Here is a 24,540-nt window from a genome sequence, read left to right as displayed (position 1 = left end):
TTCAACACATAAAATCCGGTTCCGGGGTCGTAGCTGTGGATCGGATTTTTTGTATCTCACCGGTTATTTCCTCGATATAAAAACCTGCCTGCCCTCAATCTCGAAACGCAAGCCGGCAATTCCCTCATACGTTTTCAACAACACCTGTATATTCTGGTAACGGTTCAGCCGTCCCGACAAACGCACCTGTTTCAAATCCTCCGAAGCGAACACACAATCCAAGTCGTACCAACGCGACAAGGTTTCCATAATCTCGCCCAAGGGCTGTCCCTTAAACACAAACATCTTGTTTATCCACGACATATATAAAGTAGTATCCACCTGCTCCACCTTCAACACACCCTCTGCCGCTTCATACGTCAAACGGTCGGCAGGCTTCAGGCGAACCTCCTCTCCCCCCGTTGTCGTAAACCCGATGCTCCCGCGGGTCAATACAGCGGACATCGGCTTATTCCCATAATCCGTGATGCAGAAGCGCGTACCGTACACCTTGATATCCCCTTCCGGCAAAGCCACCACAAACTGCTTCCCGCTGTCCTTCACCACGTCAAAAAACGCCTCCCCCTTCAAGTACACCCGCCGTTCATCTCCGGCAAACGAAGTCGGAAAACGCAATTCCGAATCCGAATTCAACCACACCTTCGTCCCGTCCGCCAGTACATATTGAAACTCTCCTCCGGCAGGCACAGACAAAGTGTGGTATGCCTCAGGATGTTCCTTAGCCATCCGCTCCGCAGGAATCACCCGCTCTCCCCTTTGCCTCGTGGCCGCCTTCTCCGTCTCCTCCTGCTTCAAATCGATTCGTTCACCGCTTGCCAAAGTCAACACCGTTCCCACTCTTTGTATCGACAGCGAATCCTCCACTACCGCAACCACCTCCGGCAAAGACCTCCCTTCCTCTCCCGTCCACATCCAAAGTCCCACCACCAGCACAACCACCGCAGCAGCACTCCCCACCGCTGCAAGCACTATCCGCCTCAACGAACGTCTCTTCCCGCCTCTACATCTCTCCGCAAAAGCCGCAGCCATCTGCTCCCCATATCCCTCCTGCTCCAACTGCACAAACTGCCGTACCCCACGCAAACTCCTTACCTCCTCCAAAAGGTCCTTGTTGGCCTGCTCCTCCCCCAACCAATCATCCAACTCCCTTTTCTCCTCTTCCGTCAACTCCTGACCGAGCATCCGGGCGGAAATCAATTGCGCAATTCTTTCTGTTCTTTCCATTTTAATTAAATTTTGCCTAATAGACGGCAAGTGCATCCAAAAAGGATGACACCATCTAAAAATTTTTTTTAATATTCCCGAAAATCTTACCTTTCCTCCTCTCTTCCCCACCCTCAAAACAACAGCAGTAATAAAAAATCTTCACGCGAAAGCAGGGTTGCCAACCGTTTCAAAGCCCTGTACTTGATTGTCTTTACCGTATTGACACTCACATCCAAAGCCGTAGCAATATCGGCCAGACTCATCTCATCCAGCGTCATCTGCATCACCTGCCGACTCTGTGGCGACAACTGCATGATGGCCTCCCCAATCATCCGGATACTCTGCGCCTCTATTATATTGCGCAACAAAAGCCCACCATCCGAAACATCCGCAGGCACCAGCTCCTTCCGACCTTTTGGGAAATAGTCTCGCTTATCCGCAATCGTATTTTTTATAATAGAAAAGAAATAATTGCGAGGCGATTTCACAGAACCTATTTTCGAACGATTTATCCACAATTTCATGTAAGACTCCTGCAATACATCATCCACCGCCTCCTCATCCTGCAAATACCTGAAAGCAAACACACGGAACATCGAAGCATTTTCTCGAATAAACGCCTGCATACACTTATCATCCCATGTCGAAATATCCATCGGTATCTCCATAGAGCCTCCCATAAATAAAAATACGAATCCGCTGCAAGTTACTACTTTTTATGAAACAAACTAAAATTAACACTAAACTTTTACACACAAAGAGAAACTAAAACGGGGCTGTCTAACAATAAAAAAGTTAGACAGCCCCGTTCTTTAATAGGTAACAATAAATTCTATTCTAGTTCGCTTTGAACATTTCATCTATATGTTTAGCAGCCCGACGACCGTCACCCATAGCCAAAATCACCGTTGCTCCACCTCTCACAATATCTCCCCCCGCAAAGAACTCTGACAAGTTAGACTGCATTGTTTCGTCGTTCACCACAATTGTACCCTTACGTGAAATTTCCAATCCTTTCACGGAGTTCGGAACGATCGGGTTAGGAGAAACTCCCACGGCTACAACCACCACGTCGGCATCAATCGTGTACTCGGAACCTTCCATCGGTACAGGGCTACGACGTCCGCTGGCATCCGGTTCGCCCAAAGCCATCTTCTGCACCCGTACCTGTTTCACACGTCCCCGTTCGTCGGCAATATATTCCACCGGATTAGTCAACGTGATAAACTCACATCCTTCTTCCTTAGCATGTTTTACCTCTTCCAAACGGGCAGGCATTTCCTCCTCGCTCCGACGATAAACGATCATGGCACGTTCCGCACCCAAACGTTTTGCCGTACGCACGGAGTCCATTGCCGTGTTACCACCACCCACGACTACCACGTTCTTTCCGCGATATACCGGGGTATCGGAATCTTCACTATCGGCACCCATCAGATTTACCCGGGTCAAGTACTCGTTGGAAGAAAGGATACCGTTATAGTTTTCTCCGGGAATATTCATAAACCGGGGAAGTCCGGCACCCGAAGCCACGTAGAAAGCCTTAAAGCCTTCCGCCTTCAAATCCTCCACGGAATCCGTCATACCCACGATAAAGTTGGTAACGAATTTCACACCGATCTTCTTTAAGTTCTCGATCTCCACGTCTACCACGCTATTCGGCAAACGGAATTCAGGAATACCATATTTCAATACACCGCCGATTTCATGCAACGCCTCGAACACGGTCACATCGTAACCCAATTTTGCCAAGTCACCCGCACACGATAACCCGGAAGGTCCGGAACCGATAACGGCAACTTTAATTCCATTGGCATGGGCCACTTCCGGCACGGTAATATGCCCGGATTCTCTCTCGAAATCCGATGCAAAACGTTCCAGATAACCGATAGCAACCGACGGTTTCTTCAATTTTTGCAAATAAAAACACTTGGATTCACATTGTTTTTCCTGAGGACAAACCCGACCGCAAACTGCGGGTAAAGCACTCGTACGTTTCAGCACGGCAGCAGCCTGCAAGAACTCCCCTCTCTCGATGTTTTTCACGAATCCGGGAATATCAATACCCACGGGACAACCTTCCATACAAGTCGGGGTCACGCAATCCATACAACGGGTAGCCTCCCGCATAGCCATATCGGCCGTCAGACCCTGATTCACCTCAATACGCTGACTCTTGATACGTTCTTCCGGTGCGGTTTCGGGCATATGGACACGCTCAATAGAAGTACGTTCCTTCCCTGCCACCTTCTGACGCAATTCCTGACGCCAAGGTTCGTTCCGGTCACTCACGCCATGAGTATGTTCGGATTCCTCTTGTTTTACCTCAACATCATGCAATTTGGCCACCTCGGCATCCTTGAATCCACCTAACCGAGACAAAATCTCGTCAAAATCAATCAAGTGTGCATCAAACTCCGGTCCGTCAACGCAAGTGAAGCGGGTCTTTCCCCCCACGGTCACCCGGCAAGCTCCACACATTCCGGTTCCATCGACCATCAGCGCATTCAAACTGGCCACTGTCGGAATATCATACTTACGAGTCAGTTTCTCACAGAATTTCATCATGATCGCCGGCCCGATGGTCACGGCCAAATCTACTTTCTCACGTTTGATCACCTCTTCCATACCTTCCGTGATCAGACCTTTTTTTCCATAGCTTCCGTCATCCGTCATGATAATCACTTCATCCGAAGAAGCCCGTATTTCATCTTCCAGAATCACCAAATCCTTATTACGTCCGGCAATTACTGAAATGACCCTGTTTCCTGCTTCCTTGAAAGCTCGCACGATGGGCAGTAAAGGAGCAACACCAACACCACCACCGCAAGCCAACACGGTTCCCACCTTCTCGATGTGAGTCGGTTTTCCGAGGGGGCCCACTAAATCCGTGATATAATCCCCTGCTTCCAAAGCACACAATTTCCGGGAAGAGACTCCCATCACTTGTACCACTAATGTAATACTTCCTCTTTCCAAATTAGCATCAGCAATGGTCAACGGCATCCGCTCGCCCTTCTCTCCCACGCGTACAATCACGAAATTACCCGGTTTACGGGCCTTTGCTATCAATGGTGCCTCAACTTCCAGCTTTACAACTTTTTCTGAAAAATAAGTCTTACTTAAAATTTTATTCATAGTCTCTAGGTTAATCTATTCTACTTATTTCAACCCCGCTATCGTTTTCGATTTCAAGCCGCAAAGATAACGAACCCCTTGGAAAAAACAATTTTTATTTCGATTAATGGCAAGAGAAGTTAGAAGTAAGCATGAAGTCAGACACGCCCCAAATCACATCGGCATATCTCCTAGATAGTAAAGTTAGTCACTAAACGACTATAAAACGAAGGGGGAACGTCTATCATTCGCTTATCGTTCCTTATCTCCCGCTTAACTCGCCCCAAACTGAACACACAAAGTAAAGTAATTTCCTACAATCTGTCATATCGGAAAACTCACGCCATTTCGTGACAATCTGAGTAATATTGCTATTTTTGTTCCCGAAAACAAATTATACAGACATCATGGGCAATAAAAACAATAAAAAAGAGCGGATTAACGTGGTCTATTCCACGAACCCGAATTACCAATACGAATACAACCAGGAAGAGGAACAGGAAACACTGGCCCCGGAAAAGCAAAACCTGCGGGTAACTCTCGATTCCAAACAGCGCAAAGGCAAAATCGTCACCCTCGTACAAGGTTTCGTGGGTACGGAAGAGAATCTGAAAGAACTGGCCAAGCTACTGAAAAACAAATGTGGCGTGGGCGGCTCCGTGAAAGATGGAGAAATTATCATCCAAGGGGAAGTAAAAGAAAAAGTGTTGACTATTCTCCGGGACAATAAGTACCGGGCAAAATAGATTATAGATCAGACAATCTAGTCTGATCTATAATTATTCTATCAGCGTTTTATATTATCACGAGAAGAAGTCTTTACTTTTGCAAGACTAAATTTCACGGGACAAAAGTATAACACACTAACAGGTCTTCCGGGAGCTTGCATTGCCGGTTTATCAAATTTAATCAAGCGAATAACTCTTAAAGTCTCTTGATCTAAATCAAATCGTACCCCTCGTAAAACCCAATGATTTTTCGTTATTCCATTGGTATCTACAATAAATGCAATGTAAACAGTCCCTTCAAGAGAATCAAGAACTGCCGAACGTGGATAACTCAAATTCGAGGTGATCACTTCTCGTAATGAACCTCGGAAATGCACAGGCATATTCTGTAAACAAAGTACCAAATCATCCGATCCATCTTTTAACAAACGAAAATCAACAGGTAGTACGTACATACGACATTTTGACGGGATGCCCATTTTGTGTAGCTGTTTTTTTGAAGCTTACAAGCTGACTTACCCGTAAAGCTTCACGAATGAGATCGGGATGTTTTCCCCATATAACATGATGTCCGTGCGTTTTTCCTAAAGTATCTACATCAAATCTAACATACACGATCTCTTCAATAGAATCCATTCGTGCCTGTAAAGGATAATTCAAGTGTGTTTTTACAAAATCATTAATATCCCCGTCAAAAACGGGGTAAGTTCCTACTTTATGAACGGAAGTACTATCGTCCACCCCAGCATTAACTCCCCCTTGAAGTACAAATCCTTGTTTATTCACCAAGAAAGTCAAGAATATAAATACAAAACATCTTATTATCATCTTCTTGAAATTATATACATGAAATCAGATATATAAATCATGAATTTTCAAATACCCTTCAAAACTATATAAAACTTTGAAGGATATTAAAAACATTGTTATCTCAATATAATTTTACCTTTTGAATTTATCTCAAATTCCATGCGAGTCATTTGAAGAGGAACAAAAGACGTATTTTTTCTATTTTCTTGGAACAAGACATCAAAAGGTTCTTCTTTCTTTTGAATAATAAATCGATTACCCCGTTTTCGAGTATACAGGATTTCTCTTGAAAATTCATCCTGAAAACAACATGCAACCACAACCGACGAAATCATTTTTCCATCATGACAATTAACTAAAATCAAATATCGATTTTTAAACTGATTTGAATCACCTGATTCTGGCATGTAATTATCATTTATCAACATAAACAAATAATTATCAACGTGTTTACAAATGGAGAAAGTTCCACAATAATAAATATCTAAGTCATTCTCCAATTTAGATGCAAAACATACAGAATCCATATATCGAATACCAAAAGTATCTCTTGGAAATAAATCTATTGAATCAAGAATAGGTAATTGAACTAAAAATTCAAATGTACTACCATCAACCTCTTGTAGATTTTCAAGAGATTCCACACAAAATTTATTCCTAGAAATTCTCTTTTCATCAACAGTAATCTCAGCATCTATCATTTCCTTTTCGTTCACATATTTCACAAAATCATCATGTTGCCTAAAATCTCTCTGATTTCCACAAGCGATATATAATAAACTTATTAGCAAGACTATTTTGTTATCCATTATATTCTAATTAGTCAAAATTATCATTTGTCAATACAAATATTTTTATCTTTTTAACTAGTTTAAACCATCCCATTCATTTTATTTATAAAGCCAATATGCTTTTTTCCATCCCCAAAATACTTCCTTTTTCCCATCATCTATGTAATAAATTGAAATCTATTCTATCTGCTTATATTAACACGATTTGGTTATCAACACGAACATCTCCATATTTTATATTACTGGTTATATTACTGGGACTATATTCCACTAGCTTAACACATTCTTGTTCCTCAACCAACAAATAGGATTGAGCATTAACATTAAAAAGGAGAGCTAATACAAAAATTATTATCAATATATTAACTTTCATACCCTAATTAAATTATACCCTAAAGTGCTATGCTCCATACTTTCGTAATTCTTTTAATTCTCATAATTAACAATTTCAATATTTAGTACACTTATGATCACATTTCCATAGGAACAAGATCATCTTCATCACTAGGGGGAGATACCTCCCCCCAAACCCCTGGCATATAATCCACTCCTACCCATTTCTTATTTTCAAAACGAAAGGATTGCAATAAAAACATGTATTGTTTCGAGTATCCTGAATAACAATACACGTATTCACTAATACTGTCTCGTTTGATTTCAATCCAACCAGGCTTTCCTAATTTAAAAAGCTTTTCTTTGAAATAGTCAAAAACAAATTTTTCTAACAAACTATCTCTAATGATCTTTTCTTGACACACGATCTGTCGCAAGGAGTCCCCCGGCACATAGTCTATCAAATAAAAAAAAGTATCTATTAATATTGGTGGTTCAAACGTGCCTGGCTTTTCTAATTTGAAATCAACCCGTCGTGGCTTTACGGCATTTTTTAAAGCATCACACACGACGGCACGACCTTGCCTTTCCTTCTCGTTTACTAATGTTTCATCATGCAAATAATAAAACAATAGTACTAGTAAGCTTATAATCAATATTGTACTTGTCTTTTTCATATTATATCAGTAAAAGGTAAAATATGCGGGAATCTTATAGCGATTGGGATAATAGCCCCAGAAATTATTACGTAATGCCGTATTCATTATTCTATAGGCAGAGCTTAAATTCCCACTTTTCAAGTAAACATTAAAGCTATATTCATATGCAACTCGTTCAGAATAAATCTTATTTGCTAATGCTCCAAATCGATAAAAATGATAGGCATGATTAAGTTCATGTCCACTAATAGCTCTAAAATCAACTGTATTTGAATTTGTTGTCATCGGTGATATATGTATAAATGAGCCGTTTGAAGTCCCACGTGCATATCCACCTACTTTTGATCTAGTTTTCAAATTGTACATATTTCCATAACGATCCATCCCGTAACCTCGTCCAGATTTTGTTGTAATTTCTTTTATTCCCCAATCACCTTCTCCAATATTAAACTCGTCTTTTATTCTATTTTGTAAATAATCTGTATCCCATATCGCTTGACGACCTCGGGCATATTCTTTTGCAATCAATGCTTCATTACCTTTCAAAGCACTTTGTCCCAAAGAAAACTCTGTAGTCTCTCCGACCCCATTCCAAAAACTATACCCTCTACGATAATCGGAAAAACCTCGTCCTATTCCCCCGGCCAATCCTCCTGTAACTATTCCAATACTACCATCCATCATTCCATTTTTTAGACCTTGCCCAAAGTTTCCCCCGTAAAGCCATGAATTTCCAACCCCTCCGACAAAACCACCAGCAAAGCCTCCAGTTGCTCCAGAAATAGAACCTCCAACAAATCCCCCTCCAATCGAAGAACTCGACGAGATTAAATTACCCACTCCCATTCCTGCTCCCAATCCTGCAACACCAGCAATTCCTCCTATAAGATAGTCTTTCCAAAAATTTCCACTATCATTTCCCATAAATCCTTTTAAAACGACATTAGCCATAGCCCCAATAAAAAAAGCTGCAAGAAACGATTCTCCATCCGGATCAACAAACGCCACCGGATTATTGCCGCAATACACGTAGGGAGAAGTTAATTGTGATGCAGGGTCTTGACAAAACCATCTTGCTACAACAGGATCATAGAATCTTGAACCGAAATCATACCAACCCACTATCTCCTTGGCTAATTCCGCATCCTGCAACTCTTTACCACTAAACAATTGCTTGTTTTTGTTAAGATTATTATACGTGAACGCCAAACCAAAAGGATAATATTCGGTTGTCTGTATAGGTGTAAGCGCACTAGCACTTGCCTCTAACACAACCCGAGTACTACCAAGATGATCGGCTAAAAAATAATCGTAAACATAGCCATTGTTCACTTTTCTAGTTACCCCGGAAGGGTGAAAAATACAATCAAGCATATCCCCGTTATATATCATCACTCCCCGATAATACGTCGAAGAACTCCCCGCAACTTGCTGGGCTAACTTCTCGCCATCCGCACTGTAAATATACGATATTTTATTTTGTCCATGACTGATTTCAGCAGGTAAATTCAATTCGTTATAAGTAATTGAGTGACCTCGCCGTCCGTCTGTTATCATATTACCATTCTCGTTATACGCATAAGTTCCAAGTGCACCCCCGTTCAACGTGATTTTACTGACGGCATTACCGTTACCCGTTGTACCGTACGTGTAATCCAGAGCATGAAGAGTTGTTCCCGTTGCTCCATTTCGATATAAACTCTTGATATTTCCATTCAAATCATAAGCAAGACCATACATATTATATTTTCCCGTGGAATTTGCAGTCCAATTTGTCCCGCTCTTTTCTTTATAAATAGCCTCTCTTAGCTGCCCTAACGGATCATAAGAATAAATATAAGCCTTTTCCATACCACCTCCATTTTTCCACGTCATGGCATTGATATTACCATCATAACGTGCGGTAGCCCCTGTCACGCCGACCTGATCATAACCTAACGTATAACTAAAAGCGGATGATGACACGCTCGTAACATTTCCCCCCACATTATACTGGTAAGATTGTATTTCCCTCCCGTTATGCAGTTTCTTGGCAGACAAACGCCCCAGTTCATCGTACACATTCTCAATAATTGTCACTCGTCCGTTAACATTATCTCCAGTTATCTGCTGATCGATCTTCACAAGCCGTCCTTGTTGATCATACGTGAAATACTTGTTATATTCCGTTACCAAAGCCCCCACAGTTTGTTTCACTTTCGCCCGAGTAACTTGGCCTGTAAAATCATAGGCATTCGAAACAATTTCCAAACCGGAAGGATAAAGCTGAGACACACTCTGAACGGAACGATACTTCTTATCAAAATACGTGGCTGATAATAACCACTGATGCGACACAATTCCAAGCACTTTCGTCTTTGTTCCAGTAATTTGCCCTATCACGTTATCATTTTTAGCCTCTCCAACGGTATCGACTGAAGAATAAGCCACTGCGGATTGCCCGCTCCAATCGTAATTATCATAATACGTGATAAGATAACAGTCATTAGCCGTGACTGCCGTGGGATAAGTCCCGTTCGTGTAACCATGTAAAGCAGTTCCCCTCGTTTCACCGAAAATCGTCTGGGATGCCAATGCTGCACGATGTTCCGTTTCCGTCCCCGTGCAGAAACCAGATATGACAGGCCGATTTAATTCGTCATATTTTGTAAAACTCCACTTGCCCCTCTTCCGTTGTTCTGCATCCTGAGTTAACACGAGGCGTCCCCGATTGTCATATAGATTTATTACAAAACCTGCCCCCGGTTTGTATTGTTTATATGCCCGTCCTCGGTCATCATATTCCGTATAATAACAATAACACAATAATTCTGTTAGAGATTTCGTTCCACTTGTAAAAAGAGAATCCTGAATAGGTGGAATCACATAGCGAAGACGCCCAAGCATATCCCGAACCTCGTAAGAGAACATTCGTTTTCCTGTTGTCAACCTCGTCTCCCTAGCTACAATATTTCCCTCTATATCCCGATATTCTACTGCCATATCACCTTCCGGATTAGTGACCACTTGCACCGAAAGACTGTTGATAGGCCAAAATGTAGAATCAAGTCGCACGGAAGTTCCTACTAATACATAACATTTCACGCTATCATTTGCCACATTTTTACGGTAAGAAAAAAGTGTCGTGTGTCCGCCACCCAAACGCCAAGAAAATCCCAACCCTCCTTGCTCGATCACTCGATCATAAGGACTATCATCGAATCTTGAACTTGTATATGCCACGGGATTCGCACCGTAAAGATTCGAATAAAAGGTTTCTTGTTCAGTCTCGGCATTCACACGAAAGACACCGTTACCATCCATCACGTAAGGAAGATAAGTCGTCGTTTCACGCCCGGCACCATCCCGAACGACTGGGGTTACAATATCTTTTCCTCCGGGAGATGCCCCAACACCAACCTGCTGCACCGAACGCCCTTGCCCATCATAATAAGTAGTTCTACGAATTATATGTTCACTTCCAGTACTAACCTCCTCTGTCACACAAGGTGGATGCACATTTATATCCCGCACATGAATGGTGCCATTCATCGGGATCACTTTCCCCTCGCATTCTGCTTTAATCGTGTATTCTCCTGGTTCTGTCAAGCTTGAAAATTTTAAAGTTTTCCCTGTTCCCATCAATTCATTTACTTTAAAACTATTTCGATATAATCCATAATTCATATGTTGAGAGCCAGCTAACAAAATTGAAGTTTTCTGACCTAAAATCAAATTCCCATTTCCATATACATTAAAAATTTTAACACTACCTCCGGGTTGCTGAGTTACTAAGAACTCATCATGCGGACCCAAATACACTCGACTTTCTCGATTCAATTGAGATATATTAGGAGAACCTATAACATGTATACATCCTTTTTTCTTGTTTATATCTGTTGATAAATACAATACATGTTCTTTATTCCATCCGTTTACTCGCCCATCATTACACGCTTTAACAATTTCTCTCAAGTCATTCCAACCAGATTCTTCATCAAAAAGAAAAACAAACGGTGTACTTATTACATCTCCATCAGAAGAAATAGCAAGGGTCTTGTCCAACAATGATATATTATTATTTATTATCGGGAAATAGTTAAAACTTGCACCTCCATTCATTCTTTTTTCTAATCCATCTCTTTCCACACGAATGAAGTAATTTCCTACAAATTCTCCCGTAAAAACTAACTTCCCTCCTGTACCGACTTTAGTTGCAATTTTAGTATCTCCTGCATATAATTTATACACTAGATTTACATCCGATCCATCTAAATAAATATTCTGCACCATACGTGGAATTGTATTCCCACCTCCACTCACATTAAAAACATTCACCCCGCTAGCTTGAGCCATTTGAGTTATAACTACAACAGATTGGTTGAACGTTGAAAGAAAAATAAATCTTCTAGTCACTCCCGTATTATTTTCTTTAACCCTAAATGTTATTTCGTAATCATTTAAAAAATCAAATTCCAACCAATTATAAGCAGGTTGCGATAATTTCTCGTTTATCAAATCAATCAACATACTACCTGTCATAGCATTTTTCAATTCATATCTAAAAGTAACACTATTCACTTCTCCAAATAATGTTCTTCTTGGGTTTGTCTCCACTTTAAAATCGATATTAGGTATACTTAATTGAGCGAAAATATAATTTGGAGATAACACCAAAACTAAAAACAATATTACATTTTTCATGATTCAAATTATTATTAATCAATTGAATATTGATATCCCTTCATAACGTGACGCTCATCATCTAACACTTTTATTATCCTCCCAAATCCATCGTACTCGTAATAAACAGTATAACCATTCTCATCTGTTTCGGATGTTTTTCCATAACCTAGTTTATAGGTTGCTGTTGTCATTAATGCTCTTGCAGGATGAACACGAACCTCATCAACATAGCTTGACGTACTACCTATCAAATAGGATTTGGAGGTGGAACTTACTGTTATTTGAGTCATTTCCCGCTCCCATGTTACTCCATTATTCTCACTTTTCCAATAAGTCAGTAAATATTGCCCTGCATCCAAATGATTCAGAGGTATATTAAAAATCCCTCGATACACTTTTTCACCTGTTTTTGCTTTATCACAAATAATAGCACCATTTACATCTTCAAAGCTAGTATGGTAAATTTGGTTTACAGTTGCATTTGTTGCTGTTGCGATAATCACTGTATTATTATATCCATAGATAACAGATATTGGTTTTCCGTGTACTCCTGCACGAGTCTGAGTTGGCGCATATGCAGGAAGACTATATGCATCATTAATTGAAATAATTTCATAATCGGGATCACACACCATTTTACCGTTCACGCAAGCATAGGGAGAATAGGTTGTTTTAGGTTCATTTATTTTTAATTGTTTCATGTTATTAAGAGCTACGATAGCTAAAGCTCCGGTATATTCATTTAAGTTTCCTCCAACAACAATATCATTCTTAAAGCGAATCGTTTCTATGGGATAATTAATCATATGCCTTCTATTCATCCAAGCTATTCCTTGGTTAAAACCATCACCTTCTGTTGTCGTTGTCGGATAATTAAACGGATAGGTAATTGTTGTTTTAAATTTTGTATACGGAGCATATTGTGTTTCAGTAATTTCAATCGGAACAAGATTATCTTTATCATACGTATATTGAGTATTCGTGTTTATTACATCTTGTCCTGTTGAATACTCTGTTTTCAATAAAACTGGTTCAGAAGTCCACTCGTACTCACATAAATGCCTTGTCTTTTTACCAGCAAATACCGAGGTATATGTTTGATACCCTTTCACAACTTCCTTTGCTGTACTACCAAATGAATAGCTATAGGTCTTTTCATGGATCAGATTGTTACTCTTATCATACAATTTTTCCTCGTTGATTAATCCACGATGCCAAAAACGGGAAGTATTCACAAATACCGCTAAATTATTATTTTGAACCACAGATGAATTAGGTGGAATATAATACACCTTCGAGGGTAGATCCGAATGGGATTCGTTAGACGTGTACTCATATATACTTTTGGATTCATTCGTTTTTTTTACAATAACAGTCGCATAGCTTACCGGGCTACCGTTTATGTCAAAGACATCACAAAGTAATTGGGAACTTAATAAAAAGTTATATTTATCACCACCCCCTTCTGCCCAAAGGCAATAATTACTTCCAGAAAAAATAGTTCCACTAGACACAGTCAACATATTTCCCCGAGAATCACACTTTTTATAGTAATACCTTGTAATTAAAGAATCATTTGAAGTCGCTTGTTGCTTTATATATTTTACTCTTATTCCTCCTATCGGGGTCTGTATATTATCCATAACCGCATCATTTAATTCATACTCGTATTCTGTATACCCTCCCCAATTATTATACACTCTCTTTAAACAATTAGCAGCTGTATATTCTAAAATAGACGTTCTATTTGCTCCAACAATAGCAGCATTCCCAATCCTTATTGTCGGACGGTTAGTAGTGTTCCCCGCTCCATTATAATACCCCCAATGATCATAATCTCTACTATTCCTTTTTCCAATCAAATAAGGCAAATATTCAAATTTAGAAACCAAACGTTGTCCCACGGCCGTACTATCCAAAATCTCTGAAAGCATTAATCTTTTATCTGCACTTTCTGCTAGATTATAATAGGAAAAATTAATTGATTTAACAAACTGATTTTCTATTGCAAAATATTTAATACCATCCAATTTTCTCATATTAGAAAAATCCGCACGTCCTTTGGATGAAACAAACTCTAAACGTCCACCCTTCCATGAGATACCCTTCAAATATTGTGGTTTTATGCTAGTTTCCACTTCTCTTTTTTTACGACTTCCGCCGTAATTACCGGTTTATTAAGATTTGCACCAGACACTTCAACCAAAAATTCTTCATCATAATTTGAAAATTTATAAACATCTCCCAATTCATATGTAAAAGAAATTGTTTCATACATGGCGCCCACAATAGTTTCCAAATACCAAGTTGAAATATAGGCAGGCCTCACTTCCCGATCTCCATCATAAATGATTGTCATCGTCGTTTCTTCCTTACAATTCTTTCCAAATGTATATTCAACACCTTTTTCGTCTGTTATTCGGAAATAACTTCTATCAATCCACTCAATTTTATTATTAGTACGAGGAATTGTATGAGTTTCTCCTTCCGGATCTACCACAAACATTCCAGAAACGCCAGCTATTCATAAAAAAATATATCTGGTTCCGAATCGAAATCACCACTCTCTCTCGAATCATAAGTACTATTTGTCCAAGATGATAATTTTGATGCAACTGCTCCATCGGGAGAAGAACTTTTACAAAAACCAGTTTCATCCGGTCTCTTTTTCACGATGCGACTAATTCTCCCACCCGCAGACAAATTCCATCCCAATCCAACCCAAGTAGCTATGTCATGAAGTTTAATACCCGTTGTCTGATAATTTATACCTATTGGTAAGGTTAAACCTCCTTCTTGAATAGAAAACAAAGGTACTTGTACATTAACAATACCTGTATTCAGGTTGACAGGATTATTCACACTTCTCATTAGTAGAGCCATCTCTGGAGAAGAAGAAGTAATATTCATATCTTGTCCCCATAATCGGGAGGCTAATAATAGAAAACCTAAAACAAACACTCCGACAAAATATTTTTTCCTTTTTATTACATTCATGATCAAAGAAATTAAATTGTCTATAAAGATTTAGATGAACTCACGAAAAGATAATATTAAATACTCGATACACTTACGCCGATACAAAAATCTTTATGAATCATTTACCTCCTTTCTTTTCACAAAGACTATCTGTAAATATACATTAAAAATATCTTAAAACAATAACTATATTACAATTATTTCACCATGATATAAAAAATATTTCATCTACAAACAAATTTTGAAAATTGTAGAAAAGGATGCGGCTCCAAAGTCCTGTATTGAACTTGGAGCCGCATTTTTATTAGTATATACCCGATACTATCCTACACCCATTTCACCAAAGCAAAATCCTGTCTGTGAGGAAGTAATATGTTTTTCGGGAAAATTCGTAATCCTAGCATGAAAATTCCGGGATCATCGGGAGTCACTTCGATGGAATACATCGCCTTCCCGTTCTCGAAAGAGACGGGTACAAATTCCTGAGTGAAACAAACCTCAATCTTTTCGTCCTTTTTCATCATGGCGACCAATTCTACCCCGATGTCATCAATAGACAACTCACCCAAATCAAGTACCACTTTCCCCTGGTAAGATTTACCCAAAGAGATAATCTGTTTCGATTTATCGGGAAGAATCAATGCATCCACCTGCACGGATTCCCATTCCCGACTAACCTTCCTCTTCCACTCTGCAATCTGCGTGGCTAAAGCATAATTATTATCACTCAAACGGTGGAAACGGCGAGACATCGGTATATAAAACTTATCCTCGTAATCCGTCAACATCCGATTACACGTAAAGTTTGAAGCCACTTTCGCGATCGTGTTTTTGATGTATCCAGACCACTTGCTGGAGATACCGTTCTCTCCCCGCTCATAGAACGCCGGAGCGATTTCCGATTCAATGATATTATAAATCAACTCGGCATCCAACTCGTTTTGGAATTCTTGATTCTCGTACGTTCTTTCCATCGGCAAAGCCCAACCGGCATCCTTCTGATAGCCTTCAACCCACCAACCGTCCAGCACGCTGAAGTGCATGACTCCATTCATGGCAGCCTTCTCCCCACTCGTACCGGAAGCCTCCTGCGGACGGGTCGGGGTATTCATCCACACGTCCACTCCTTGCACCATGTGACGAGCCAAGTCCATGTCATAATTCGGCAGGAACAATATCTTACCCAAGAACTGCGGATATTTGGAGATCTCCACGATCCGCTTGATCAAATCCTGACCGGCCTGATCCGCCGGGTGAGCTTTCCCCGCAAAAATAAACTGAACCGGACGGTCCGGGTTATTCACGATCTCGTTCAAACGATCCAGATTACTGAATAGCAAATGAGCCCGCTTGTAAGTCGCAAAACGACGGGCAAAACCGATGGTCAGAATATCATCCCGCAAGGTGTCTTGAATTTCCACGATTTGCCGCGGCGTGAAATAAGCCGTACTCTTCTCGTCAGCCAAACGATGCTTTATATGACGGATCAACCGACTGCGTAAAACCATACGTACCTCTTTGATCACTTGATCCGGTACTTGGTAGATACCTTCAAAACAAGTTTTATCGTAATGATGCGTTTTGAATTTCTCTCCAAACACGCTCATCTGTATTTTTTTCCATTCCGGAGCCGTCCAAGTCGGGTAATGCACGCCATTAGTTACATAACTGATGTGTAACTCTTCCGGCATATATCCCGGCCATAAATCCTTGAATATATCCCGACTGACTTTCCCGTGTAACCAGCTAACCCCGTTCACCTCTTGTGATAAGTTCGCGGCTAGGAAACTCATGGAGAACTTCTCATTCGGGTCATTTGCATTTACACGTCCCAACCCAAGCAACTGTTCCCACGTGATTTTCAAGCGTTCAGCCACAAACCAGAAGTAATTTTTCAACAGGTTTTCGGTAAATGAATCATGCCCTGCCGGAACCGGCGTATGCGTGGTGAAAAGCGAAGACGCCCGAACGACTTCCATCGCCTCGGCAAATGAGAGTTGACCTTCTGACACGTATTCCCGCAATCTTTCCAACCCAGTAAACGCGGCATGTCCTTCATTACAATGGTACACATCCGCCTGAATATTCAATTTCCGCAAAGCCCGGATTCCCCCGATACCCAGCAAAATTTCCTGTTTCAAACGATTTTCCCAATCCCCACCATACAGGTAATGCGTGATACTCCGATCGCCTTCCTGATTATCCTCGAAATCCGTATCCAACAAGTACAACTCAACCCGTCCAACGTTCACCTTCCAGATTCGGGCATACACCTCTCGTCCGGGGAATGCAAGACTAATCGTCAACCAATTTCCTTCTGCATCCCGAGCCGGAGACACCGGAATTTTCGTGAAATCCTGCGCTTCATATTCAGCCTCTTGATTTCCAGCGGCAGAGAATTTCTGCGTGAAATAACCGTAACGATACAACAGACCGATACCCGTGATCTTCGTTTTCTTATCGCTCGCCTCTTTCAAGTAATCCCCGGCCAAAACTCCAAGACCGCCCGAATAAATTTTCAGGGAAGCGTGTAACCCATACTCCATACTGAAATAAGCAATGGAAGGATCATTCATTTGTTTTTTCTCATCCATGTACTCGGAGAATTTAGCGTACACGGCTGCCAGACGGACCACAAATTCCTCGTCATTCTCCAACTCCTTGTATCGGTTTAAAGAAATCTTATCCAAGAGGGCTATCGGGTTATGGCGCGTCAACATCCATTGTAAAGGATCGATACTCTTGAACAGATCAACCGCCTCCTCGTTCCAACACCACCATAAATTATTTGCCAATTCTTCCAAGGCACTTAATTTGGCAGGAATCGACCGATGAATGATCACGCTGATCCAGTTCGGAACATTTGTTGCCGCTTTCTTCTCGATAAACGACCACTGTTCGTCTTCCACCACCGGGATTTCATCAATCCGTTCATTTATTTTATCTATCGCAATCTGATAAGCCTTCTTGTAGTATGAGATCAAGTTTTCCCAAAGAGCAATCTTCGAAACGTCCTTGGCATTCTTAGCTACAGCTTGATACTCTTTTTCGTTCAGCCCGGCAATCGCTTTTATTTTATCGGTAATCTTCTCGACCACCTCCTCGTTATTCCGGTCATTCCGCTCTATCACTTCAATTCCCGGATGCGCTTTCTTGTAATAGGATTCTACCCATAAACCGAATCCCGCTAAGGAGGTCGTGATCGTCGGTACTTTAAACGCCAAACTTTCCAAAGGCGTATATCCCCAAGGTTCGTAGTAAGAGGGGAAAACGGTTAAATCCATTCCCACGAGCAAATCATAATAAGGCATATTGAACACGCCGTCATTACCATTCAAATAACTCGGGGAGAAAAAGACCTTCACCCGATCCTCCGGCCCGTTCGATAACCTTTGCTCCTCGATCTTACGCAAGACCGGATCATTTTGCGGGTCCGACAATTCATGCGTCACGTAAGGATGTGTAATTTCTACGGCCTGATAGGGACGTTCCAAATTATTCAGTAATTCCCGATTTGCACCCTTGTGTCCTGCCGGAACCAGAATAAACGCCAAAATATCCCGTTTATTATCTGCATCCCGGTTCAAGCGTCCCAGTGCTTCGATAAACACGTCCAGCCCCTTATTTTTAAACTCGTAACGTCCACTGATACCCACGATTAAAGCATCTTCAGCGACCGCCCTTCCCAACAAAGCCTGCGCCACTTTCAACAACTTTTCCCGTCCTTGCTGACGCTTGGCGGGATAATCCTCCTCGCTGGGGGTGAAACTATTCTCGAAACCATTCGGGGTAACAAGATCCACTTGCTTACCCAAGAAATGCTCACATTCTTTCGCAGTAATGTCACTGACCGTCGTGAAACAATCCGCCCATTCTGCCGCCTTACTTTCCAGGGATTGTTTGGAATCCACGCCGAAACGATGGGCCGTTTCCACCGGATTGTAATCCTTCATCGGATCATAAAGAGGCAAGCCGTTCCCGGCAATACTACGTCCTAACACGGTGGCATGAGTGGTGAACACACATCCCACTTGTGGAAGGGCATTTTTCAAGTACAACATACCGCTTCCCGTCATCCACTCGTGGAACTGGGCAATAATACGCTGACGAGGCGATATATGGTAACGGACAAAACTTTCGATCACTTTTCCTGCCGTGTAACCAAATAACACGGGTTCAATGTAATCCCATTGTCCGGTTAACGAGTCCACCTGAAACTTCTCCCAAAAAGACGTCAAAATTTGATCCTTCTGGGGAATAAAAGAGGTAAAATCCACCAGAATAGCCACGGGGTTACCCGCCACGTTCCATCGTCCCACTTTAATCCGCAACCCCTCCTGTGCCGCTTTCACCCGCCACGATTTAAACAAATGGGCATCCTCTGTGAATTCCGGGTTCGGTTCATTATACCGCCACACGTCCGGGCCAATCAATATATGGTTGTTTTTGAATTCCCCGGCCAAACTCAACACCTTTGTTGAAATTACCGTGTGAATTCCCCCAACCTTATTACATACTTCCCAACTTACCTCGAACAAATAGGCGGGATCTTTCAATTCCAAATTACTCATATTTAATTTTTAATGTTTTGACTTCACTTGTTTCTCCTTAGTACTCACCTTCTTCGTCGCCTTCGCAGCACTCTCCGCACTTTTTACACGAGGAGTCCGTTTCTTTTTTTCCGGACTTTTCTCTTCTTCGGTGATTTTATTGCCCGCAATATTACGCATTTTTTCCATATCTTCCACACGTGCGACAAAATCACTCAACACATTCATATAATTTATGAATGCTTCATACGGAGTTTCATAAGGTGAAACGTAACGATGATAATCGTTATCGGAGAACAGTTTCGTCCTCATATAATAGAAATGATCACTAGCCTGCAAGCGAGAGTAATCCTCGTTCAGCTCCGGATCATTTAATGCTTCCACTTTTGGTTGTATTTTAAACAGCTCTTCAAAAGCCTCATTTTGTAATTCATTTCCCAACCATCCGGTAATATCCTTTTCTTCATCCGCCCATGAAATCGGGTAAGGCACGTGCAAAGGAGCCACTGGCTGATGTTTTTTCACCGCCTCGCTCGGGGTCAGGAATTCAAAATCAGTTGTCGAGAATATAAATTCGGGCAAAGAACGCATAAACTCGAAAATTCCGGTCTCGGCCAATTGGTTTTCACCAAACGTCTCGTAGTTCATAAACAAATTCACGATCTCACGATCCCGCGTACTATCTTTTAACCAACGAGCATATTTATCTGCCGTGAGAGGCCATTCATGCCAGCTATGATCTGAAAAACGCAGGGTCAAATCGTCGCTTAACCGGGAATTTTTCAACAACAGTTTCAACCGGGGATTCATCACGTTCGTGTAAACAAAATTCGGACTCTTCCACCCCAACACATGCTTTGCCCCATCGGTTAACATGGATTCAAATCCCATGGCAGCCACCCGTTCCCCGATCTGATCGGAATAAATCAACGAACTATTCCGCAAGGTCACCGGCTTCTGCCCGAATAACTCTTCCATCCTAGCCACATGTCGTCGTACTTGTCTCTCAAATTCATCCGTATCAGACAAGGATGCCAACGAGTGAGCATACGTCTCGGCTAAAAATTCCACACAGCCTGTCTTGGCCAATTTCTGGAAACTTTCAATCACTTCCGGGGCATGAAGGGCAAACTGTTCCAATGCCGAGCCGGAAATGGAAAAACTCACTTTAAAGTTCGCCCCATAGCGCTGAATCATATCCATGACCAACTGATTCATCGGCAAATAGCATTTTTCCGCCACACGCCGTATCGTGGAACGATTCACATATTCGTCAAAATAATCATGACGCTTGCCTATATCAAAAAAACGATACCTTCTTAATCTTACGGGTTGATGTATCTGGAAATAAAAACACAATGTCTTTTTCATAATTTTACATTTTAAATTTTAAACTCTAAACTCCCAATACGTCCTTGTAAACTTCATCGACTTTCAACGCGGCATTCTCCCATTTCAACTGGTTTACCTCATCCAATCCCTCTTCCCCGGCCATTTTTCCCAGAGCCGGATAGGCCAATAAACCATATATAGCATCTGCCAACGCATCGACATCCCAGTAATCTACTTTAATAGAATGTTTTAATACTTCTGCCACCCCGGATTGTTTAGAGATAATCGTGGGAACACCCGCACGCATCGCCTCCAACGGCGAAATCCCGAATGGCTCGGAGACAGAAGGCATTACATACACGTCACTATGCAAAAACATCTTCTGCACATCATCCCCCCGTAAGAATCCGGTAAAGTGAAATTTCGTAGCAATTTTCAATTGGGCCACACGTCGAACGGAACGATTAAACAAGTCCCCACTTCCGGCCATAACGAACCGGACGTTCGGGTAACGTTTCAAAACCTTATTCGCAGCCTCGATAAAATATTCCGGTCCTTTCTGGAAAGTGATCCTTCCCAAGAAGGTGACCACTTTTTCTTTCACTCCCCGTTCCACTTCAATATCTTCCCGTGTCTGGAAATCCACGGCATTATGAACCGTTACCACCTTATCCGGGTTAATACCGTAACGATTGATCACGATGTTCCGCGTCAGATTGCTCACGGTGATTACCCGATCGGCGGCTTCCATTCCACGTTTCTCTATATCGTACACCTGTTGGTTGACATTCTCCCCGCTCCGGTCAAATTCCGTGGCATGTACATGGATCACCAACGGTTTACCCGAAACTTTTTTCGCCACGATCCCAGCCGAATAGGTCAGCCAGTCGTGGGCATGGATAATATCAAAATCCTGTTGCGCCGCTATCGTCCCTGCCACCATGGCGTAGCGGGCAACTTCTTCCATCAGGTTTGTTCCGTATTTACCGGAAAATTGGAACTTGTTACGGAAAACGATATGCTCGGAATGTTCGCCCGTCTTTATGGTTTCCTTTACCGTTCTTTCGAAGGTTTCCGGGTCCAGATAGGGAACAAGATTCGAACCGATTTCCATAAAGTTTACATTCTGCCAGTATTCATCCAAATTCGAATACTCGCTCATCATTTCGACATCACTCGCATTAATGATTTTCACGACGCTTTGATCCTCATCACCTCCGGCCTTCGGCATGACAAACATTACCTTGACGCCATGTTTCGCCAAGCCCTTCGTCAACCCGTAACTGGCCGTTCCCAAGCCCCCTGCAATATGTGGTGGAAATTCCCACCCAAACATCAATACTTTTATGCTCATAATATATTAATTTGCAAATTCGGAAATGATCTAATTCGATTAATTTTCATATTTCCTTATCAATTCCATACTTCTAAGTATCTCCCCAACGCTCCACGCTTGAGATATACTCCCATTCGGATGATGTGGAGGATCACCATCATACACTTCAGCGACCGAACACAACCCGTAAACGGTCATGTCTTCTTCAAATCCTTCCAGCAATTCTTTCGCCTCCGGCAAGAACTGTTTCCCGTAAAGCTGAAGATTTGCCTCTATATACGCCCCTATCAGCCAAGGCCATACGGTTCCCTGATGATAAGCGTTGTCCCGCTCATCTTGGTTACCTTCATAATGCCCGTGATATTTCGGATTTTTGGGAGATAAAGTCCGCAAGCCCTTCTGTGTCAACAACTCTTTCGTCACGACTCGCAGAACCCGTTCCTTCATGTCGTCCGTAAGCGGGGAATACATCAGAGAACAGGCAAACACCTGATTCGGTCTTACATCCAGATTCTGACCTTCGTCGTCCACGTAATCGGCTAAATATCCATATTCTTCATTCCAGAAGGTTTCCACGAACGATTTACGAATCAACTCAGGCATATCCTGCCATTCCTTTATAAAGGATTGATCCTTCGCCTCTCCCGCTAATTTCAACATGTAGCACACTGCATTATACCAAAGGGCGTTGATCTCCACGGCATACCCGGCCCTCGGTGTCACGGGAACTCCCCGCACAACAGCATCCATCCATGTCAGTGCTTTTCCGGGTTGTCGGGCCCAGATCAAACCACTCGGGTCCATTCGTAACCCGGGATTCACGCCTTCCCGGAAAGCGGTCAAGATAGATTTCATTTTCCCGCCATAATTTTTCCATACAACGCCCGGCTCTCCTTGAGCTTTATCGTACTCCTGCACCGCCCAGAAGAACCACATGGGAGCGTCTATCGAATTGTAGGCAGCCTTATCTCCTTTACCGATATTCGGAAACAAACCATTGTGTAACTGGCGAGCCATGGTATCAAGCACTTCTTTACAGTCCTTCAAATTCGCTCCGGCAGCTAACGTCAACCCCGGAAGGGCAATAAACGTGTCGCGTCCCCAGCGTCCGAACCACGGGTAACCGGCCACAACCTCCGTATCTTTCCCCTCGTGAACAATAAACTGGGAAGCCGAATAAGTCAAGCAACTTTCAAAGTCATCCCGACGTTCCCTTTTATTTTCCATTTGCTGGAATTTACGTTTCAAGGTGGAAGTTTTTACTTCCTCGGTGGAAGCCGAAAATATAATACTTTCTCCTTTTTTGATCGGAACTTCAAAATAACCGGGAACAAACAAGTCTTCTTTATAATCATATCCCCGGTTCTTTTCCTCCAGATACTCTATATTATAATACCAGTCAGGCACAGGTATAAACTCGTTTTCCTTACTCAACTGCATATTCAAAGCCGGGAATCCGACATACAATTTTGAACGGATACCATTCTCCACGTGATCAAACTTCGTGTTTGCCATCATGTTCGCCTTGCTTAAAGCGTGAACATTCCGGTAAGCCAAAAACGGCTTCAACCGCAAGAAAGTCTCCGAGTGAGCATCTTCCAATGTATAACGAACCATCAATTGAGCTTCGTTATGTACCATCAAAATTTCTTTCTTCAGCACGACGCCCCCCACCCGGTAAGTCAACGTGAACAATGGATCATAAGCCAGATCCACGATATATTTATGTCCCCTAGGTTCATACACCCCGGGATATTTATGGATTCCCAAATTAAAAGATTGCCCGTGTTGAACAACCGTCTCATCCAAAGAGGAAAGTAATACATGATTCTCTCCCCCGAACTCCGAGATAGGTAATACAAGTAGCCCGTGATATTTCCTCGTGTTACAACATACAACCGTTGTCGAAGAATATCCCCCGGCTCTATTGGTTGATAAAACTTCTCTCTTCAAAGAATATTCCAGATTTACCAATTCTTCTTTGTTGAAATTCAAATAACTCATAATCTAATTTCAGATTTTTAATTTCAGATC

The 24,540-nt window shown here is 41.9% G+C and carries 16 protein-coding genes; 1 reads left to right on the top strand and 15 read right to left on the bottom strand.

Going from position 1 to position 24,540, the window contains the following annotated elements; all coding sequences use genetic code 11:
• Nucleotides 1-63: 63 nt before the first annotated feature.
• The 3 genes from R8806_RS01365 to R8806_RS01355 all read right to left on the bottom strand — a co-directional run bounded on the left by R8806_RS01365 (nt 64) and on the right by R8806_RS01355 (nt 4,344).
• Nucleotides 64-1,224, bottom strand: a complete 1,161-nt coding sequence (locus tag R8806_RS01365; RefSeq protein ID WP_164719681.1) for a FecR family protein — start codon at nt 1,222-1,224, stop codon at nt 64-66.
• Nucleotides 1,225-1,337: 113 nt separating this feature from the next.
• A complete protein-coding gene (locus tag R8806_RS01360; protein ID WP_164719680.1) occupies nt 1,338-1,874 on the bottom strand; it encodes an RNA polymerase sigma factor in 537 nt (178 codons plus the stop codon).
• Nucleotides 1,875-2,043: 169 nt separating this feature from the next.
• The gene (locus R8806_RS01355) at nt 2,044-4,344 is read right to left on the bottom strand and encodes a bifunctional dihydroorotate dehydrogenase B NAD binding subunit/NADPH-dependent glutamate synthase (RefSeq protein ID WP_124317077.1); all 2,301 of its coding nucleotides are present in this window, start codon (nt 4,342-4,344) and stop codon (nt 2,044-2,046) included.
• A 386-nt stretch (nt 4,345-4,730) separates the two neighbouring features.
• Between R8806_RS01355 and R8806_RS01350 the strand changes: the two genes are divergently transcribed.
• Nucleotides 4,731-5,069, top strand: coding sequence for a translation initiation factor (locus R8806_RS01350; protein ID WP_124317076.1), 339 nt, complete (start codon nt 4,731-4,733; stop codon nt 5,067-5,069).
• 41 nt (nt 5,070-5,110) lie between these two features.
• Here the strand turns inward: R8806_RS01350 and R8806_RS01345 are convergent, their stop codons facing one another.
• The 12 genes from R8806_RS01345 to R8806_RS01290 form a co-directional block, all read right to left on the bottom strand.
• Nucleotides 5,111-5,506, bottom strand: coding sequence for an energy transducer TonB (locus tag R8806_RS01345; protein ID WP_164719679.1), 396 nt, complete (start codon nt 5,504-5,506; stop codon nt 5,111-5,113).
• Nucleotides 5,487-5,879 (bottom strand): energy transducer TonB, encoded by a 393-nt coding sequence (locus R8806_RS01340; protein ID WP_124317074.1) that lies wholly within the window; start codon nt 5,877-5,879, stop codon nt 5,487-5,489. The genes R8806_RS01345 and R8806_RS01340 overlap by 20 nt, the downstream gene beginning before the upstream one ends.
• A 98-nt stretch (nt 5,880-5,977) precedes the next feature.
• Nucleotides 5,978-6,670 (bottom strand): hypothetical protein, encoded by a 693-nt coding sequence (locus R8806_RS01335; protein WP_151412170.1) that lies wholly within the window; start codon nt 6,668-6,670, stop codon nt 5,978-5,980.
• A 452-nt stretch (nt 6,671-7,122) separates the two neighbouring features.
• Complete coding sequence (locus R8806_RS01330) at nt 7,123-7,662, bottom strand: hypothetical protein (RefSeq protein WP_151412171.1); 540 nt, start codon at nt 7,660-7,662, stop codon at nt 7,123-7,125.
• Between the two features lie 6 nt (nt 7,663-7,668).
• Nucleotides 7,669-12,327: a DUF6443 domain-containing protein gene (locus R8806_RS01325; protein WP_151412172.1), complete on the bottom strand. Its 4,659-nt coding sequence runs from the start codon at nt 12,325-12,327 to the stop codon at nt 7,669-7,671.
• Between the two features lie 14 nt (nt 12,328-12,341).
• The gene (locus tag R8806_RS01320) at nt 12,342-14,447 is read right to left on the bottom strand and encodes a hypothetical protein (RefSeq protein WP_151412173.1); all 2,106 of its coding nucleotides are present in this window, start codon (nt 14,445-14,447) and stop codon (nt 12,342-12,344) included.
• The gene (locus R8806_RS01315; RefSeq protein ID WP_151412174.1) at nt 14,432-14,815 is read right to left on the bottom strand and encodes a hypothetical protein; all 384 of its coding nucleotides are present in this window, start codon (nt 14,813-14,815) and stop codon (nt 14,432-14,434) included. The genes R8806_RS01320 and R8806_RS01315 overlap by 16 nt, the downstream gene beginning before the upstream one ends.
• A 14-nt stretch (nt 14,816-14,829) precedes the next feature.
• Nucleotides 14,830-15,306, bottom strand: coding sequence for a hypothetical protein (locus tag R8806_RS01310; RefSeq protein WP_124318447.1), 477 nt, complete (start codon nt 15,304-15,306; stop codon nt 14,830-14,832).
• Nucleotides 15,307-15,614: 308 nt separating this feature from the next.
• On the bottom strand, nt 15,615-19,859 hold the full coding sequence (gene glgP / locus R8806_RS01305; protein WP_151412175.1) for an alpha-glucan family phosphorylase: 4,245 nt from the start codon (nt 19,857-19,859) through the stop codon (nt 15,615-15,617).
• A 9-nt stretch (nt 19,860-19,868) separates the two neighbouring features.
• The gene (locus R8806_RS01300) at nt 19,869-21,209 is read right to left on the bottom strand and encodes a glycoside hydrolase family 57 protein (RefSeq protein WP_124317699.1); all 1,341 of its coding nucleotides are present in this window, start codon (nt 21,207-21,209) and stop codon (nt 19,869-19,871) included.
• A 25-nt stretch (nt 21,210-21,234) separates the two neighbouring features.
• Nucleotides 21,235-22,518, bottom strand: a complete 1,284-nt coding sequence (locus R8806_RS01295; protein WP_317146634.1) for a glycosyltransferase family 4 protein — start codon at nt 22,516-22,518, stop codon at nt 21,235-21,237.
• Between the two features lie 45 nt (nt 22,519-22,563).
• Nucleotides 22,564-24,510 (bottom strand): amylo-alpha-1,6-glucosidase, encoded by a 1,947-nt coding sequence (locus R8806_RS01290; RefSeq protein ID WP_124317701.1) that lies wholly within the window; start codon nt 24,508-24,510, stop codon nt 22,564-22,566.
• Nucleotides 24,511-24,540 lie beyond the last annotated feature (30 nt).

Source organism: Butyricimonas faecihominis, from assembly GCF_033096445.1.
GTDB classification, from domain to species: Bacteria; Bacteroidota; Bacteroidia; order Bacteroidales; family Marinifilaceae; genus Butyricimonas; species Butyricimonas faecihominis.
Note: the sequence above shows the minus strand (reverse complement) of the source record. Positions and strands in the feature narration are given on the sequence as shown.